Source organism: Bradyrhizobium sp. MOS001, from assembly GCF_004634465.1.
Classification (GTDB): domain Bacteria; phylum Pseudomonadota; class Alphaproteobacteria; order Rhizobiales; family Xanthobacteraceae; genus Bradyrhizobium; species Bradyrhizobium barranii.
In genome coordinates, this window is record NZ_SPVJ01000023.1 from 1 (window position 1) to 17541 (window position 17541).

Genomic DNA, 17541 nt, shown 5'->3' on the forward strand with positions numbered 1-17541 from the left:
ACAGGCCGGCAAACCAGCCAAACTCGCCCTCATTGCCGTCGCCAGGAAGCTGCTGACGGTCCTCAACGCCATGATGCGCGACAGGAAGCCCTACCTGAAGGCCAAGCCGACATAACAGTTGCCGGATCTGCGCTTCGCTTGTCCGGGACGACGGACAGAGAAACGCAAAACAACAAACTGGGAAGAAACACCATGAGCACCCCTGATCTCGTGATCCGCGGCGGCACCGTCGCGGATGGAAGCGGCGGCGAGCTGTTTGAAGCCGACGTCGCCATCACCGCCGGCAAGATCACCGAGGTCGGGAAGATCTCCGCGAAGGGACAGGAAGAGATCGACGCGCGCGGCAAGCTCGTCACGCCGGGCTTCGTCGACGTGCACACCCATTATGACGGCCAGGTCACCTGGAGCCAGGACATCACGCCGTCGTCGCAGAACGGCGTCACCACGGCGATCATGGGCAATTGCGGCGTCGGCTTTGCGCCGTGCAAGCCCGCCGACCACATCCGCCTGATCCAGCTCATGGAGGGCGTCGAGGACATTCCCGAGCCGGTGCTGAGCGCCGGCATTCCCTGGGCGTGGGAAAGCTTTCCGGATTACATGAACTGGCTGTCGAAGCGCGATTTCGACATCGACGTCGGCGCGCAGCTGCCGCATGCGGCGCTACGCGTCTATGTCATGGGCGAACGCGGCGCGCGCCGCGATCCCTCGACCGCCGAGGACAATGCGGCAATGGCGAAACTCGCGGGCGAAGCGGTGCGCTCGGGCGCGCTGGGCTTCTCGACCTCACGCACGCTCAACCACCGCACCTCGACCGGCGATTTCACGCCGACGCTGAAGGCCGGCGAGGACGAGCTCACCGCCATTGCCGGCGCGATGCATCGCGAAGGCCGCAGCGTGCTGCAATTCGTGCTCGACCTCTCCACCCTCCACGAAGATCTGCCGATGATGCTGCGGGTGGCCGACAGCACAAAGTGCCCGATCTCGTTCTCGATCACGCAGAACGACAAGGCGCCAAACCGCTGGCGCCAGACGCTGGACGAGATCAATGCGGCGGCGAAGCGCGGCCTCTCCATCACCGCGCAGATCGCGGCGCGCCCGGTCGGCCTGCTGCTTGGGCTCGAGCTGTCGCGCAATCCGTTCCAGACCCATCCGAGCTACAAGGCGATCGCGCATCTGCCGCTCAGGGAGCGGCTGGCGCGGCTGCATCGGCCGGAAGTGCGCAAGGCGATCCTGAGCGAGACGGCGACCGCGACCGACGATCCGCTGTTCTTCCGGCCCAACTACGACAAGATGTTTTTGCTCGGCGATCCCCCCGATTACGAGCAGCCGCCGGAGAACGCGCTGGGGCCGCAGGCGCGCAAGCAGGGCCGCCAGCCGGAAGAGCTCGCCTACGATGCGATGCTCTCCGACGAGGGCCGCGGCATGCTCTACGTGCCCTTCCTCAACTATGCCGACGGCAATCTCGACGCGACGCGCGAGATGCTGATCGATCCGCAATCGGTGCCGGGCCTCTCCGACGGCGGCGCGCATTGCGGCATCATCTGCGACGCGAGCTTCCCGACCTATCTGCTGACGCACTGGACCCGCGACCGCACGCGCGGCGAGAAGCTCACGATTCCCTTCGTGGTCGCCGCGCAGTCGCGCAAGACCGCGCTCTCGGTCGGCCTCACCGATCGCGGGCTCGTTGCTCCCGGGTACAAGGCCGACGTCAACGTGATCGACTACGACCGGCTGCATCTGCATCCGCCGAAGGTGCATTACGATCTGCCGGTCGGCGGGCGGCGGCTGTTGCAGGATGTCGACGGCTATGACGCGACGATCGTGTCGGGCGTGGTGACGCGGCGGCACGGTGAGGCCACGGGAAGGCGACCGGGGAAGTTGATCCGGGGTGCGCAGGGGATGGCGAGCTAGCGAAGACCGAGTCTGAGGCGCGAAAGCCGCGCCTCACTCTCGCTGTCATCCCCGCGAACGCGGGGATCCATATCCACAGGGATTCGTTGCGGCGCCACGCTGGTCACTCCGAGTCATCGCCAAACCACTCCCTGTGGTTATGGGTCCCGGGCTCGCGCTTCGCACGCCCCGGGACGACAGTGTGCCTGGAGCAATCGCGCCCCTTACGTCGGCGACACGGCGCCCTTCAGCGCCGCGGCCTGCGGAGCCGCACCACGGGTCAGCCTGGCCTTTTCCGTGTTCGGCCAGAGCAGCATCAGACCGATGACGCCGGAGCCGACCATGACCACCGCGTTGATGGTGAAGCCGGTCAGGTAGCCGTCGACCATGTTGCCGGCGCGCTGGATCACGGTGCCCATCACGTTCGGCGCAATGATGCCCGACAGCGTGTACAGCGCGCCGTAGATCGCGATGACCGCGCCGCGCTGCGACGCCGGGGTGAACTCGCCGAGCATCGGCGGGCAGACGACGTAGATCGCCCCGCACAGGCCGGAGCCGACGACGAGCAGCGCGATCTGCAGGCCAGCACCCTGCACATGCGCCATCATCGCCAGGATCAGGCCGCCGATGATCAGCGGCACCGAGCCGAGCACGCCGCGCGAGATGCGCGTGGTGTAGCCGCGCGCCATCATCACCTGCGAGACCCACCCCGTGAGGATGACGACGGTCGCGCCGAACACCCAGGGCAGGATCGAGACGTAGCCGGCCTGGCTCTGCGAGAAGCCCAGGCCCTTGACGATGAAGGGCGTGAACCAGGTGAGGCCGAGCGACAGCGCCCAATAGGCGCCGAAGGTCGCGATCACGCAGCCGAGGAAGGTGCGCGAGGTCAGCAGCTGCACATAAGGGATTTTCGGCTCGGTGACGGCGAGAACCTGCGTATCCTCGAGCGGGCCTTCCTTGCCGAACGTCAGCCAGGCGCAGACCCAGAGCAGGCCGACGACGCCAAGCGCGCCGAAGGCGTAGTGCCAGGAGTGATTGACGATGACCCAGTTCAACGCCGGCACGGCGAGGATGACGCCGAAGGCCGAGCCTTGCGACAGGATCGCGGTCGGCAGCGTGCGCTTCTCGTCGGGGAACCATTTGTAGATGGCGTGGGCTGCGACCGAGAAGGCAGGTCCTTCGCCAGCGCCCAGCACGATGCGGCAGATCAGCAGCGTGGTGAACGAGACGGTGCCCACCATCGGGAACTGCGCCAGCGCCCAGATCACCGCCAGCGTCAGCAGCACCCAGCGCGTCGGCACCTTGTTGACGATGAAGCCGACCACGATGGCCGAGATCGAGAACAGGAAGAAGAACGAGGAGCCGAGCAGGCCGAATTGCTCGGCATCGAGCTTCAGGTCGGTCATGATCGGCACGCCGGCGAGACCGACGACGATCTTGTCCGCGAAGTTCACCACCATGAAGAGAAAGAGGAGAAAAGTGACGGTCCAGGCGCCCTTCGGCGTTGCCTTGACTTCCCCTGCCGTCCTGCCCGCAACGTCGGGCGTTCCCTGAGCGCTCATCAATCTCCCCGTATGTCTTTTTGTCGGCACGTTTTTGATTTGGCCGTTTTGGGAGCTAACAACGGCTTCAAGGCCAACGCAACCCCGGCATTTCCACGGCAAGTGTGCTACGCAGCATTGAGTTAATTCCGTCCGGCGCATTGACCTTGCTGAGCATCCGAAACCTCTCAAAGACCTTCTCCTCGGCCGGCGAGCCGGTCCACGTGCTGCGTGGTGTCGACCTCGACCTCAAGGCCGGCGAGCGCGTCGCGCTGACCGGCGAGTCCGGCAGCGGCAAGAGCACGCTGTTGCACCTGATTGCGGGTCTCGATGCCGCCGACAGCGGCACAATTCGCCTGGAGGACACCGAGGTGACCAAGCTCTCGGACGCCGGCCGGGCCGAGCTGCGGCGCGACCGGATCGGCCTGGTTTTTCAGCAGTTCAATCTGATCCCGAGCCTGTCGGTCGCCGACAATCTGGTCTTCCAGGCGCGGATCGCCGGCCGTCACGATGCGGCCTGGTCAAAAGAGCTGATCGAGCGGCTCGGGCTCAGCAGCCTGCTCAAGCGATATCCAGAGCAATTATCAGGCGGCCAGCAGCAGCGGGTCGCGATCGGCCGGGCGCTGGCGACCAAGCCCTCGCTGCTGTTGGCGGACGAACCGACCGGCAACCTGGATGAGGACACCGCCGACGACGTGCTGGCGCTGACGCGCGATCTCGTCACGCGCACCGGCTGCGGCTTCCTGATGGTGACGCACAGCCTGCATCTGGCCGGCACGCTCGACCGCCACGTCACCTTGCATGCGGGGCGGATCGCATGAGGCGCGCGCTGTGGGTCCTCGCGGTTCTCCTGAGCCATTGGCGACGGCACAAGATGCAGTTCGCGACGCTCCTGATCGGGCTGATCGCGGCGACCGCATTGTGGAGCGGCGTGCAGGCGATCAACCAGCAGGCCCGCAATGCCTATGACCGCGCGGCGGCGACGTTCGGCGGCGTGCGCACGGCGATGCTGGTGGCGCCTGATGCAGCGACCTTTTCGCAGGAGCTGTTCATAAAACTCCGCCGCGCGGGCTGGCCGGTCTCGCCGGTGCTGGAAGGCCGCGTCCAGGTCAACGGGCGTTCGGTGCGGCTGCTCGGCATCGAGCCGATCACGATGCCGGCCGACGTCGGCAACGCGCCACGCCTCGGCGCCCCGGATTTGAGCAGTTTCGTTGCGCCGCCCGGCCAGACATTGGTGGCGCGGGAGACGCTGAGCGATCTGCAGGAACCGGAAGGCGCGGCACCGCCGATCAGCAACGGCGCAAAACTGCCGCCGCTGCGCGTGCTGCCGCAACTCGTGGCCGGCGTACTGGTCGTCGACATCGGCGTCGCGCAGCGGCTGCTGAACAAGCCGGACCAGGTGTCGCGGCTTTTGATCGGCAAGCCCAAGGGCAAGCCGGCGCCACTGGCGAGCGTCGTTGGCGAGCAGTTGCAGCTGGTCGAGCCGAATGCGGAGACGGAGCTGGAGCGCCTCACCGACAGCTTCCATCTCAACCTCACCGCCTTCGGCCTGCTGTCGTTCTTCGTCGGTCTCTTCATCGTCAACTCCGCCGTCGGCCTCGCCTTCGAGCAGCGGTTGCCGATGCTGCGCACGTTGCGGGCCTGCGGTGCCTCGGCGCGGCTGGTCAACACGGTGCTGGTGGTCGAACTGGTGGCGCTGGCGCTGGTCGCAGGACTGATCGGGCTCGTCTGCGGCTATTTCATCGCGGCCGCGCTGTTGCCCGATGTCGCGGCGTCGCTGCGCGGGCTCTATGGCGCGCAGATCCCGGGACAGCTCACACTGCGCTCCGAATGGTGGCTCGCCGGTATCGGCATCAGCATCGCCGGCGCGATCGTGGCGGCGGCGACCAGCCTGATCAAGGCGATCAGGATGCCGGTGCTGGCGACCGCGCAGCCCTACGCCTGGCAGCAGCGGCAGCGCCGCTGGCTGGTCCTGCAGAGCATTGCGGCCTGCGCCGTGTTCGCGGTCGCGCTGCTGTTGCTTCACTACGGACAATCGCTGATTGCGGGATTCGGCGTGCTGGCCGCATTGATGTTCGGCGCGGCGCTGATCCTGCCGGCATTCCTAGAAATCATCCTGCTCGTGGGCCAGCGCTGGGCGAAGGGGCCGCTGGCGCTGTGGTTCTGGGCGGACAGCCGGCAACAGCTCTCCGGCTTGTCGCTGGCCCTGATGGCGCTGCTGCTCGCGCTGGCCGTCAATGTCGGGGTGTCCACCATGGTGGAGACCTTCAGCCGCACCTTCGTCGGCTGGCTCAACGGGCGGCTTGCCGCCGACGTCTACATCAGCGCCTCCGACAATGCGCAAGGCGTTGCGATCCGGAGCTGGCTGAAGGAGCGCAGCGACGTGCAGGCGATCCTGTCGGGCGGACGCGCCGATACGCAGGTTCAGGGGCAGCCGGTGGAGCTGCTCGGCCTGCCCGATCACGCGCTCTATCGCGAACGCTGGCCGCTGCTGGAGACCGCGCCGCGCGCCTGGACCCAGCTCGTGCCCGGCGATGCCGCTTTCATCAGCGAGCAGCTGAGCCGCCGCCTCAACGTCCGCGTCGGCGATGTCATCGAGGTGCCGGCGCCGGGCGGCACCTGGGAGCTCGACATCGCCGGCATCTATGCCGATTACGGCAACCCCAAGGGGCAGCTCGCCGTCAACGTCGCGGCGCTGATCCGGCACTTTCCGCAGACGCCGCAGACGCGCATCGGCCTGATCGTCGCGAAGGAAAATATCCCCGGCCTGATCGCGGCGTTGCAGAAGCAATTCGCGCTCGACGACCGCAGCGTCGCCGATCAGGCGACGGTGAAGGCGGAATCGATCCGGATCTTCAACCGCACCTTTGCGGTGACGTCAGCGCTCAATGCCTTCACGCTCGGCGTGGCCGGCATCGCGCTTTTGACCAGCCTGCTGACACTGGCGAATTCCCGCCTGCCGCAGCTCGCGCCGCTGTGGGCGATCGGCATCACGCGGCCGCGCCTTGCCGCGATCGAACTGACCAAGACATTGTCGGTTGCGCTGTTCACGGCGCTGCTGGCCGTGCCGCTCGGATTGCTGGTGGCGTGGTGCCTGATCGCAATCGTCAATGTGAAGGCGTTCGGCTGGCGGCTGCCGTTCCACGTGTTTCCGCTGCAGCTGGTGGAGCTGGTCGCGGTCGCGCTGATCGCTTCGCTGCTTGCCGCGCTGCTGCCGATGATACGACTGGCGCGGATGCAGCCGGCGAGCCTCGTCAAGGTGTTTGCCAATGAGCGCTGATAAAATCACGCGGCGCGCCTTTGCCGGCGGCATCGCCGCACTCGCGGCTGCCCGCCGCGCTGGCGCGCAAGGTTATGCCGGGCTCGGCGAGACCGCCGACGGCTTTGCGAAGGTGACGCCGGGAAAGACGTTCAGCTTCCCGGCCGATCACGGCCCGCATCCGGAGTTTCGTATCGAATGGTGGTATCTCACCGCGAACCTTGTCGATGGCAGCGGCGCGGCGTGCGGCCTGCAATTTACGCTGTTCCGCCAGGCGGCGCAGTCGGGCCCGCAAGGAGAGGGCTGGGCCAATCAGCAGATCTGGATGGCGCATGCGGCGGTGACGCGCGCTGATACTCACCGCTTCAGCGAGGTGTTTGCACGCGGCGGCATTGGACAGGCCGGCGTCACCGCAAAGCCATTTGCGGCGTGGATCGACGATTGGGAGATGAAGGGTTTTGAGCGCACCGACGATCGCACATTGGCGCCGCTGACGCTGAAGGCTTCGGGCACCGATTTCAGTTATTCGCTCACACTGGAGGCCGATCGTCCCGTGGTGCTGCAGGGCGATCACGGTTTCAGCCGCAAGTCCGAGCGCGGGCAGGCGTCCTACTATTACAGCCAGCCGTTCTACCGCGCCCGCGGCAGCCTCACGATCGACGACAAATCCGTCGATGTCTCGGGCCAGGCCTGGATGGACCGCGAGTGGAGCAGCCAGCCGCTCGATGCCGACCAGACCGGCTGGGACTGGCTGTCGCTACATCTCGCATCCGGCGACAAGCTGATGCTGTACCGGCTGCGGCAGAAGGACGGCCAGGAGTATCCGTTCGGCAACTGGATCAGCGCCGCGGGCGACACGCAGATGATCGCGGGTGGCGATATCCAGATGAGTCCGAAAGCGACCGCCGAGATCGCGGGGCGCAAGCTGCCGGTGGAATGGCAGATCGCGATCCCCTCACGATCATTTTCGATTGCCTGCAAGCCGCTTAACCCAAAAGCCTGGATGGGAACCGGCTTCTCCTATTGGGAAGGGCCGATCAGCTTTGCCGGCACGCATGACGGCGTTGGCTACCTCGAGCTGACCGGCTATTGAAGCGCGACCTCCTCAAAAGGATCTGCGATGTATCATCTCACCGCCCTCGTCACGCTGCTGGCGATCGCATTCTACATGTTCACCTGCATCAACGTCTCGCGCTCGCGCACCAAGACCGGTGTCAAGGTGCCGGCAATGTCAGGCCACCCGGATTTCGAGCGCGCCTTCCGCATCCAGGCGAACACGCTGGAATGGATGCCGGTCTTCCTGCCGGCGCTCTGGCTGTTCGCGATCTATATCGGCGACGCCATTGCAGCGGGAATCGGCGCGGTCTGGATCATCGGCCGCATCGTCTACTTCATCGGCTATTCGCAGGCGGCGGCAAAGCGCGGCCCGGGCTTTGCGATCCAGGGCATCGCAGCGATTGCGCTGTGGGCGGGGGCATTGGGGGCGGTGGTGTTGCGGATGGTGTGAGGCGGGGCATCACGCGCGCTCGCCTTCCGGGCGCGGTGCAGCGTGTAACGCTGCACCGGAACCCAATCTGGTCTCGCCCTATGGAGAAATGTGGGTCCCGGCTCTGCGCAGCAGCGTTTCACGCTGCAGCGCGTCCGGGACACGAGAGCCTTACTTCGTCAGCGGGCAGCCGCTGTCCTTGGCGGCGAAGAACGCCTTGTCGCCTGGGACGGTTGCGAGCAGCTTGTAATAGTCCCACGGCTTCTTCGACTCCGACGGCTTCTTGACCTCGAACAGATACATGTCGTGGACCATGCGGCCGTTCTCGAGCACCTTGCCGCCCTGCGCAAAGTCGTCGTCGACCGGCAGCTCCTTCAGCTTCTTGGCGACCGCGTCGGGGTCCTTGGTGCCGGCGGCCTTGACCGCCTTGAGATAGCTCAGCGTCGCCGAATAGGTGCCGGCCTGGATCATGTTCGGCATCCGGCTGGTGCGCTTGAAGAAGCGTTCGCCGAAATGGCGGGTGCGGTCGTTGAGGTCCCAGTAATAGCCCTCGGTCAGCACCAGGCCTTGCGCGGCCTGCAGACCGAGACCATTCACCTCGGCGAGCGTCATCAGGAGGCCGGCGAGCTTCTGGCCGCCGGAGACGATGCCGAACTCGGCCGCCTGCTTGATCGAGTTGGTGGTGTCGAGGCCGGCATTGGCGAGGCCGACGATCTTCGCCTTCGAGCTCTGCGCCTGGAGCAGGAAGGAGGAGAAGTCCGACGAGTTGAGCGGCACGCGGACCGAGCCGGCCACCTTGCCGCCATTGGCGGTGACGATCTCGCTGGTGTCCTTCTCCAGCGCATAGCCGAAGGCATAGTCGGCAGTGAGGAAGAACCAGGTGTCGCCGCCCGCTTTGGTCAGCGCGCCGCCGGTGCCGACGCCGAGCGCACGGGTGTCATAGGCCCAGTGGAAGCCGTAGGGCTGGCAGGCATCGCCGGTGAGGCGCGAGGTCGCGGCGCCGACGACGATGTCGATCTTCTTCTTTTCCTTGGAGAGCTCGTGGATCGCGAGCGCGACCGAGGAGGTCGTCAGCTCCGTGATCATGTCCACGTTCTCGACATCGTACCAGCGCCGCGCGATCGACGTGGCGAGATCCGGCTTGTTCTGGTGATCGGCGGTGACCATCTCGATCTTCTGACCAAGCACTTCACCGCCGAAATCCTCGATCGCCATCTTGGCGGCTTCGACCGAGTATTTGCCGCCGTAGTCGGCATAGACGCCGGACTGATCGTTGAGAATGCCGATCTTGACGCCTTGCGCGAAGGCCGGCGCAGCCAGCAACAGAGCAGACGTTGCGACAGCGGCCAAAAGTGCTGATTTCATATGTTGGCTCCCAGCAGTTTTCTGTTTTGAAATCGCGCGGATACTAGTGAAGAACCCCGCGCCTGCCCATCCATTTCATGTTGATCGTTAGTATGGGCGCCAGCTACAAAATTGGTGTCGCCCCGGACAAGCGCAGCGCAGATCCGGGGCCCATAACCACAGGGAGGAGTTTGGCGCGAGCTAGTGGTTGCCAGCCTTCGCCAAACTCCTCCCTGTGGTTATGGGTCCCCGCCTTCGCGGGGACGACATCGAGGATTTGGATAAGCCGGCGGCCACCACCAATATTACGAAGCCACCACCTCCGGCTTCTTCCCCTCGTTCCGCCCTTCCGCCAGGTTCCGCACCACCACATAGAAGATCGGGGTGAACAGCAGGCCGAACAGGGTGACGCCGATCATGCCGAAGAACACGGCAACGCCGACCGCCTGCCGCATCTCCGAGCCGGAGCCGGACGATATCACCAGCGGCAGCACGCCGAGGATGAAGGCGAAGGAGGTCATCAGGATCGGCCGCAGGCGCAGGCGGCAGGCGTCGATCACGGCCTCCAGCCGTGGCTTGCCTTCTTTCTCGATGTCGCGTGCGAACTCGACGATCAGGATCGCGTTCTTTGCAGCTAACCCCACCAGAACAACGAATCCGATCTGGGTGAGGATGTTGACGTCCTGCCCCATGATGCGCACGCCGATCGTGGCGGCCAACAGGCACATCGGCACGATCAGGATCACCGCGAATGGAAGCGTCCAGCTGCCATATTGCGCGGCGAGCACGAGATAGACGAACAGCACGCAGATCGGGAACACGAGCAGGCCCGCATTGCCGCCGGTGACCTGCTGATAGGACAGATCGGTCCATTCGAAGGTGAAGCCGCTGGGCAAGATGTCGTCCGCGAGCTTCTTGATGGTGTTGAGCGCGGTGGTCGAGCTGGTGCCCGGCGCCGGCTCGCCTTGGAGCTCGGACGCAGCATAGAGATTGTAGCGTGCGACGCGGTCGGGGCCGGAGACGTCCTTGAACTCGACCACGCTGCCGAGCATCACCATGTCGCCGGAGGCGTTGCGCGTGCGCAGGCGCGAGAGGTCGCTGGGCTCTTTTCGGAACGGGAAGTCGGCCTGCGCGGTGACGTGATAGGTGCGGCCGAACAGGTTGAAGTCGTTGACGTAGGTCGATCCGAAGTAGGTCTGGATCGTGTCGTTGATGCTGGCGATGGGCACGCCGAGCTTCTGCGCCTTGGTGCGGTCGATGTCGACGAAGAGCTGCGGCGTGTTGGCCGAGAACGGGGAGAAAACCGTGGGGCCGAGCAGCAACGGCGATTTGCGCGCCGCGGCGACAAGCTCGTCGGTGGCCGCGGCGAGCAGCTCAGGTCCTCGGCCCTGGCGGTCCTGGACGCGGATGGTGAAGCCGCCGCCGGTGCCGATGCCGGGCACGGCCGGCGGCGGAATCACGATGATGAAGGCGCCCTGGATTGCGGCCAGGCGCTTGCGCAGTTCGACCGTGATGGCGTTCGCAGACAATCCCTTCTTCATCCGCGCCTCGGGCTCGTCGAACACCGGGAACAGCGCCGCAGCATTGCCCGCCTGCGTGCGGGTGGCGCCCGAGAAGCCGGCGAAGGCGGCGACGCGGACGATGCCGGGCGTGTCCAGCGAGATCCGCTCGATCTCGCGCACGACTTCGGTGGTGCGCGCCAGCGACGCCGCGCCCGGCAATTGCACGGAGATGATGACGTAGCCGCGATCCTGCGCGGGAATGAAGCCCTGCGGCGTGGTCGCGATCAGCCAGCCGGCGCTGCCGATCAGCACGACATAGATCAGGATCATCACCACCGAATGGCGGATCACGAAATTGGCAAGGCCGGCATAACCATGCGAGAGCCGATCGAACACGCGGTTGAAGACGCCGGTGAACGCATTCCAGCCACGCGCGAGGAGATTCCAGGCGGCAGGCGGTCGCTTCTCTGCGTGCGGCGTGAGGATCATCGAAGCCAGCGCCGGCGACAGCGTCAGCGAGCAGAAGCAGGAGATCGCGGTCGCCACCGCAATGGTGACGGCGAATTGCTGGAAGAACTGCCCGGAGATGCCGCCAATGAATGCGGTCGGCACGAACACGGCGCAGAGCACCAGCGCGATCGAGACCAGCGCGCCGCCGACCTCCTCCATGGTCTTCAGCGCCGCATCGCGCCGACTTAAGCCGTGCTCGAGATGGCGCTCCACATTCTCCACCACCACGATGGCGTCGTCGACCACGATGCCAACCGCAAGCACGAGGCCGAACAAGGTGAGGTTGTTGATGGAGAAGCCGAGCGCCGCCATCACCGCGAAGGTGCCGACCAGCGAGACAGGGATCGCGATGATCGGAATGATCGCGGGCCGCCATCCTTGCAGGAACACCAGCACCACGATGACCACGAGCAGCATGGCCTCGTAGATGGTCTTGATCAGCTCGTGGACCGATTGCGCGATGAACTCGGTCGGGTTGTAGCCGATATTGTAGTCGAGGCCCTTCGGGAAGCTTTGCTTGAGCGTCGTCATCGTGTCGGAGATGTTTTTCGCCGTCGCGAGCGCGTTCGATCCCGGCCGCTGCGTCACCAGCATGGCGACCGCCGATTTGCGCAGCAGGAAGCTGTTGGTGGAGTAGGCGAGAGCACCGAGCTCGATGCGGGCGACGTCGCGCAGCCGCACCGTGCGGCCGTCGGAGCCGGCCTTGATCAGGATGTCCTCGAACTGCTTCTGGTCCTTGAGGCGCCCGGTGAAAACGAGGTTTGGCTGGAAGGCCCGGTCGGCGATCGGCGGTTCGGCGATCTGGCCGCCCGCGATCTGGACGTTCTGGGCACGGATCGCGGCCAGCACCTCGGTCGAGGTCAGGCCGAGATTGGCGATACGATCAGGGTCGAGCCAGAGCCGCATCGAATAGTCGCGTGCGCCGAAGATCTGGATATCGCCGACGCCGTCGATCCGCAGCAACTGGTCACGGACCTGGAGCAGCGCGTAATTGGAGATGTAGAGCTGGTCGAACGTATCGTCCGGCGACAGCATGAACACGACCATCAGGATGTCGGGCGAGTTCTTGCGCGTGACGACGCCGTTGCGCTGCACTTCGTCCGGCAGCTGCGGCTGTGCGATCGCGACGCGGTTCTGCACCAGCACCTGCGCCTTGTCGAGATCGGTGCCGAGCTTGAAGGTGACGGTGATCGTCAATTGCCCGTTCGAGGTCGCCTGGCTGTAGAGATACAGCATGTCCTCGACGCCGTTGATCTGCTGCTCGATCGGAGCTGCGACCGTGTCGGACACGGTCTGCGCCGAGGCGCCCGGATATTGCGTGGTGACGACGACCGTCGGCGGCACCACTTGCGGATATTCGGAGACCGGCAGCGTCGTATAGGCGAGCGCGCCGACGATCAGCAGCACGATCGACAGCACCATCGCCAGGATGGGCTGGTTGATGGAGAGACGGCCAAGGTTCATGACTTGTCACCGGACTTGGCCGGCGCTGGCGCGGGAGACGGAGCGACCTTGGCGCCGACGCGGGCGCGCTGGATGCCGTTGACGATGACGCGGTCCTCCGCCTTCAGCCCCTCGCGGATCACGCGCAGGCCCTCATCGAGCGGACCGAGCACCACGGGGCGCGCCTCGACGGTGTCGTCCGGCTTCACGACGAACACGATCTTGCGGGACTGGTCGGTCGCGACCGCGACGTCGGGAATCAGCAGCGCGTCATAGGGCGCGCTGCCGATCAGCCGGACGCGGCCGAACTGGCCCGGCAGGATCGAGAGATCGGTGTTCTTGATCACGGCGCGGCTGCGCAGCGTGCCAGTGGAAACATCGAGGCGGTTGTCGAGGAAGTTGATGGTGCCCTCATGCGACGGCTTGGTCTCGCCGGCGAGCGTCACCTGCACCGGGTTCGCGGTGTCGCGCGAGCTCGGGCGGCGGCCTTCGAACCACAGCTTGCTGTATTTGATGAAGGTTGCTTCATCCATGTCGAAATAGACGTAGATCGGGTCGAGCGCGACGATCGAGGTGAGCAGCGTCGAGGTGCCGGTATCGCTGCCTTGCACGAGATTGCCGGGGCTGACGAGATGGCGGCTGACGCGGCCGGTGAGCGGCGCGGTCACATGGGTGAACTCGATATTGAGCCGGGCGGCCTTCAGCGCACCTGCGGCCTGCGTCTCCGCGGCATGCGCCGCCTGCAGGGCCTGGCGGCGCTGGTCGACGGCCTGCTCGGAGACCGCGCTGGTCTGGACCAGGTTCAGACCACGGTCGAGCTCGCGCTTGGCAAGCTCCACCTTGGCACGCGCGTCGGACAACTGGCCGTCCGCCTGCTCGGCCACCGCCTCGAACGGGCGCGGGTCGATGACGTAGAGCAGGTCGCCCTGATGCACGATCGCGCCGTCCTGGAACTCGACGGAGTTGACGAAGCCGCCGACACGGGGGCGCACCTGCACCTCCTCGACCGCCTCGAAGCGGCCGGTGAACTCGTCCCAATCGGTGACGGTGCGCTTGACGGGCTGGGCGACGGTCACCGGCGGCGGCGGTGGGGCGGCGGCCTGCGAGGCCGGTTGTCCGCAACCAGTGAGAGCGAACGTCGCGGCGAGGAGCCCGGCAATTGCGCAAAGTCGAGGTAGGACGAAATCGTGCGTTTTGACAAAATGCTCGTTTCGGTCCGGTCCGCTCATCCCAAGTCCCTCGCACATTTGCCGCAGCAAAAGCAGCGTACTCGCCTACCCGCGGGCGACACAAGATGGGTTTCAATGATGAAATCTTCAAGACGAAAGCGCGCGCAACGCTTGGGAGGATGCCCTAGCCGGATGACGGGTTGACAGCGAGAGAGATGATGACAAGCGGCAGCTGATGCGCGTCGGCGGAAGGTCAGCAATCAAGACGCGGCGCTCGCCACCCTCCCCTGGAGGCGGAGGGTAAGAAAGTCGCCAGCGTCTTCGCACATGACGGACACCGTCCGCTCGGCTAGATTACTCCCAGAAAAACAAAGCCGAATTGTCCTGGGAGGACAGGCGTGCACCAGGGACGTGTCGTTTACGGCGCGATCGAGGAGGTCGTGTTCGGCCATCCCGCGGCCGAGGCCGTCGTTGCGCAGATGGACCGGCTGGGGACGCGCCGCGCCTTCCTGATGGTCTCCGGCACGCTGAACCGTCAGACCGACGAAATCGCGAAGATCAAACAGGCGCTCGGCGCGCGCTGCGCCGGCCTGTTCGACGCCATGCCGGCGCATACGCCGCGCGAGGCGGTGATCGCGGCGACCAATGCGGCGCGCGCAGTGAACGCCGACCTGATCGTCACCGTGGGCGGCGGCTCGATCACCGACGGCGCCAAGGCGGTGCAGCTCTGCCTTGCCAACGGCATCGACGACGTCGAGGGCATCGAGCGCATCCGCGTCCACAAGGGCGTCGCGCCCGAGATGACCGCCCCTAACGTGCGGCAGATCAGCGTGCCGACCACGATCGCCGGCGGCGAGTTCAGCGCGATCGCGGGCGTCACCGACCGCGCCACGCATGTGAAGCAGATGCTGCGGCATCCGCTCACGGTGCCGCGTGCGACCATTCTCGATCCCGCCATCACCGTGCGCACGCCGGAATGGCTGTTTCTCTCCACCGGCATCCGCGCCGTCGACCATTGCGTCGAGGCGATCTGCTCGCGCGAGACGCATCCTTATGCCGACGCGCAGTCGGTGAAGGGGCTGGCCATGCTCGCCGACGCGCTGCCGCGGGTGAAGGCCGACCCTGCCGACCTCGACGCCCGCATGGATGCGCAGATCGGCACCTGGCTGTCGATGGGCGCGCTCGCCGCCGGCGTGCCGATGGGTGCGAGCCACGGCATCGGCTATGTGCTGGGTGCGGCCTTCGACGTGCCGCACGGCTACACCTCCTGCATCATGCTGCCCGCGGTGATGCGCTGGAATGCGCGCGACAACGCCGAGCGCCAGATGATCGTCGCCGCCGCGATGGGTTTTCCCGGCCACAACGCCGGCGACGTGCTCGATGCCTTCATCCGCTCACTCGGCATGCCGCGCAGCCTCGCCGACGTCCGCGTCTCGCCTGAGCATTTCGACGCCATCGCCGAACAGGCGATGCGCACGAACTGGATCCCGCGCAACCCGCGCAAGATCGACGGCCCCGCCGACATTCGCGAAATCCTGCTTCTCGCCGCATAATTTCAAGCCGGAGGACTGATGTATCCAGGTCAGCATGCTCGTCTACGCCCGCTCCAGCCCGCATTCATCATGGCTGCAACCGGCGAGGCCGTCACCTATCGCGAGCTCGATGCGCGCAGCAACCGCCTGGCGCATCTGTTCCGCGAGCACGGCTTGAAGCGGCTCGACCATTATTCGATCTTCATGGAGAACAATTCGCGCTATCTCGAAGCATGCGGCGCGGGCGAGCGCTCCGGGCTGTACTACACCTGCATCAACTCGTTCCTGACGCCGGGCGAGCTCGCCTATCTCCTCGTCAACAGCCAGTCGAAAATCCTGATCACGTCCGTTGCGAAACTCGACATCGCCCGCGAGGCGATCAAGGCCTGTCCGGACATCAAGCTCTGCATCGTCGCCGACGGCCCCGGCGAGAGCGACCGCATCGTCGGCCTCGCCGAGGTGACCGCCGACCTGCCCGAGGCTCCGATCGCCGATGAATGGCTCGGCACCGCCATGCTCTATTCATCCGGCACGACCGGACGGCCGAAAGGCATCCTGCGCCCGCTGCCGGAGGAGCCGCCGAAGCACAATCTGCCGCTGTTCGATTTCCTGACAAAGCTTTGGCGCTACCGCGAGGGCATGGTCTATCTCTCGCCTGCCCCCCTCTATCACTCCGCGCCGCAAGCCGCGGTGAACCTCACGATCCGCATGGGCGGCACCGTGATCATCAAGGAGACGTTCGATCCCGAACGTTATCTCCAGCTCGTCCAGCAATGGGGCATCACCCACACCCAGCTGGTGCCGACGATGTTCTCGCGCATGCTGAAGCTGCCGGAGGAGGTGCGCGACCGCTACGACCTGTCGTCGCTGGAGATTGCGATCCACGCCGCAGCGCCCTGCCCGGCATTGGTCAAGGACGACATCATCAAATGGTGGGGGCCGATCATCCACGAATATTACGGCGCGACCGAAGGCCTCGGCTTCACCGCCTGCAACAGCGAGGAATGGCTTAGCCACCGCGGCACCGTCGGCAAGGTGCTGCTCGGCGACCTCCACATTCTCGACGAGAACATGAGGGCGTGCCCGACCGGCACGCCGGGCCAGGTCTGGTTCAAGACGGCATCGTCGTTCGAATATTTCAACGACCCCGAGAAGACCAGGGAGGCGCGCTCGGCCGACGGCAGCATGAGCACGGTCGGCGACGTCGGCTATGTCGACGAGGATCGTTTCCTCTATTTGACCGACCGCGCGACCTTCATGATCATCTCCGGCGGGGTGAACATCTATCCGCAGGAATGCGAGAACCTGCTCATCACCCATCCGAAGGTCGCCGATGCCGCGGTGTTCGGCGTGCCCAATCCCGATCTCGGCGAAGAGGTGAAGGCGGTGGTGCAGCCGATGCCCGGCATCGTGCCGGGCGAGGCGCTCGCCGAAGAACTGATCGCCTTCTGCGGCCAATCGCTGTCGCGGCAGAAGGTGCCGCGCTCGGTCGATTTCGAGAAGGAACTGCCGCGGCTGCCGACGGGCAAACTGTACAAGCGGCTGCTGCGGGACCGCTATTGGGGGAACAAGACGTCACGGATCGTGTGAGCCCCACTGTCGTCCCGGGGCGCGACGAAGTCGCGAACCCGGGACCCATAACCACCGGCGGGAGTCAACTCCGAGTCTTCATCAAACGACTTCCTGTGGTTATGGATCCCGGATCTGCGCTTCGCTTATCCGGGACGACGCCGCAGTTTGTTGAGACAGCTGCGCGCACAGGAACCATCCCTTCGCACCTGCACTCTCACATGAAGAGAGTGTGAACGCCTGCGGCCTTCCGTCATCCGAATTGTCGAGGCGGCGAGCGGCCTTGCCGGTTGCCT

At 65.5% G+C, this 17541-nt stretch carries 11 protein-coding genes and 1 pseudogene; 8 read left to right on the plus strand and 4 right to left on the minus strand.

The window, feature by feature from the left end:
- Positions 1-115 (plus strand): annotated as a pseudogene (locus tag CT676_RS25040) (IS110 family transposase); the annotation flags it as partial.
- A gap of 77 nt (positions 116-192) precedes the next feature.
- Complete coding sequence (locus tag CT676_RS25045) at positions 193-1911, plus strand: amidohydrolase family protein (protein WP_085403995.1); 1719 nt, start codon at positions 193-195, stop codon at positions 1909-1911.
- A 203-nt stretch (positions 1912-2114) separates the two neighbouring features.
- On the opposite strand, the gene CT676_RS25050 is transcribed toward CT676_RS25045, so the two are convergent.
- The gene (locus CT676_RS25050) at positions 2115-3452 is read right to left on the minus strand and encodes an MFS transporter (protein ID WP_085403996.1); all 1338 of its coding nucleotides are present in this window, start codon (positions 3450-3452) and stop codon (positions 2115-2117) included.
- 146 nt (positions 3453-3598) lie between these two features.
- Between CT676_RS25050 and CT676_RS25055 the strand changes: the two genes are divergently transcribed.
- Genes CT676_RS25055 through CT676_RS25070 form a run of 4 tightly spaced genes read left to right on the plus strand, consistent with a single transcriptional unit; the run spans position 3599 to position 8197 of the window.
- A complete protein-coding gene (locus tag CT676_RS25055; protein WP_085404087.1) occupies positions 3599-4252 on the plus strand; it encodes an ABC transporter ATP-binding protein in 654 nt (217 codons plus the stop codon).
- The gene (locus CT676_RS25060) at positions 4249-6711 is read left to right on the plus strand and encodes an ABC transporter permease (protein ID WP_135215585.1); all 2463 of its coding nucleotides are present in this window, start codon (positions 4249-4251) and stop codon (positions 6709-6711) included. Before CT676_RS25055 ends, CT676_RS25060 begins: the two co-directional genes overlap by 4 nt.
- Positions 6701-7783: a lipocalin-like domain-containing protein gene (locus tag CT676_RS25065; protein ID WP_085403998.1), complete on the plus strand. Its 1083-nt coding sequence runs from the start codon at positions 6701-6703 to the stop codon at positions 7781-7783. Before CT676_RS25060 ends, CT676_RS25065 begins: the two co-directional genes overlap by 11 nt.
- Before the next feature lie 27 nt (positions 7784-7810).
- Positions 7811-8197 carry an MAPEG family protein gene (locus tag CT676_RS25070; RefSeq protein ID WP_085403999.1) on the plus strand — a complete coding sequence of 129 codons (387 nt, stop codon included), beginning with the start codon at positions 7811-7813 and terminating at the stop codon, positions 8195-8197.
- Positions 8198-8347: 150 nt separating this feature from the next.
- Here the strand turns inward: CT676_RS25070 and CT676_RS25075 are convergent, their stop codons facing one another.
- The 3 genes from CT676_RS25075 to CT676_RS25085 form a co-directional block, all read right to left on the minus strand.
- Entirely contained in the window at positions 8348-9541 is a 1194-nt protein-coding gene (locus tag CT676_RS25075; RefSeq protein ID WP_063979973.1) for an ABC transporter substrate-binding protein, read from the minus strand.
- A gap of 284 nt (positions 9542-9825) precedes the next feature.
- A complete protein-coding gene (locus tag CT676_RS25080; RefSeq protein WP_085404000.1) occupies positions 9826-12996 on the minus strand; it encodes a multidrug efflux RND transporter permease subunit in 3171 nt (1056 codons plus the stop codon).
- Positions 12993-14204: an efflux RND transporter periplasmic adaptor subunit gene (locus CT676_RS25085; RefSeq protein ID WP_085404001.1), complete on the minus strand. Its 1212-nt coding sequence runs from the start codon at positions 14202-14204 to the stop codon at positions 12993-12995. Before CT676_RS25085 ends, CT676_RS25080 begins: the two co-directional genes overlap by 4 nt.
- Before the next feature lie 338 nt (positions 14205-14542).
- On the opposite strand from CT676_RS25085, the gene CT676_RS25090 reads away from it, so the two are divergent.
- Positions 14543-15697: an iron-containing alcohol dehydrogenase gene (locus CT676_RS25090; protein ID WP_085404002.1), complete on the plus strand. Its 1155-nt coding sequence runs from the start codon at positions 14543-14545 to the stop codon at positions 15695-15697.
- A gap of 18 nt (positions 15698-15715) precedes the next feature.
- Positions 15716-17266: an AMP-binding protein gene (locus CT676_RS25095; protein WP_071909070.1), complete on the plus strand. Its 1551-nt coding sequence runs from the start codon at positions 15716-15718 to the stop codon at positions 17264-17266.
- Positions 17267-17541: the final 275 nt, after the last annotated feature.

Excerpts from the sequence above, each read along its gene's own strand:
- CT676_RS25075 (WP_063979973.1), bottom strand. The coding sequence starts at position 9,541 with ATGAAATCAGCACTTTTGGCCGCTGTCGCAACGTCTGCTCTGTTGCTG.
- CT676_RS25080 (WP_085404000.1), bottom strand. The coding sequence starts at position 12,996 with ATGAACCTTGGCCGTCTCTCCATCAACCAGCCCATCCTGGCGATGGTG.
- CT676_RS25070 (WP_085403999.1), top strand. The coding sequence starts at position 7,811 with ATGTATCATCTCACCGCCCTCGTCACGCTGCTGGCGATCGCATTCTAC.
- CT676_RS25050 (WP_085403996.1), bottom strand. The coding sequence starts at position 3,452 with ATGAGCGCTCAGGGAACGCCCGACGTTGCGGGCAGGACGGCAGGGGAA.
- CT676_RS25045 (WP_085403995.1), top strand. The coding sequence starts at position 193 with ATGAGCACCCCTGATCTCGTGATCCGCGGCGGCACCGTCGCGGATGGA.
- CT676_RS25060 (WP_135215585.1), top strand. The coding sequence starts at position 4,249 with ATGAGGCGCGCGCTGTGGGTCCTCGCGGTTCTCCTGAGCCATTGGCGA.
- CT676_RS25065 (WP_085403998.1), top strand. The coding sequence starts at position 6,701 with ATGAGCGCTGATAAAATCACGCGGCGCGCCTTTGCCGGCGGCATCGCC.
- CT676_RS25095 (WP_071909070.1), top strand. The coding sequence starts at position 15,716 with ATGTATCCAGGTCAGCATGCTCGTCTACGCCCGCTCCAGCCCGCATTC.
- CT676_RS25085 (WP_085404001.1), bottom strand. The coding sequence starts at position 14,204 with ATGAGCGGACCGGACCGAAACGAGCATTTTGTCAAAACGCACGATTTC.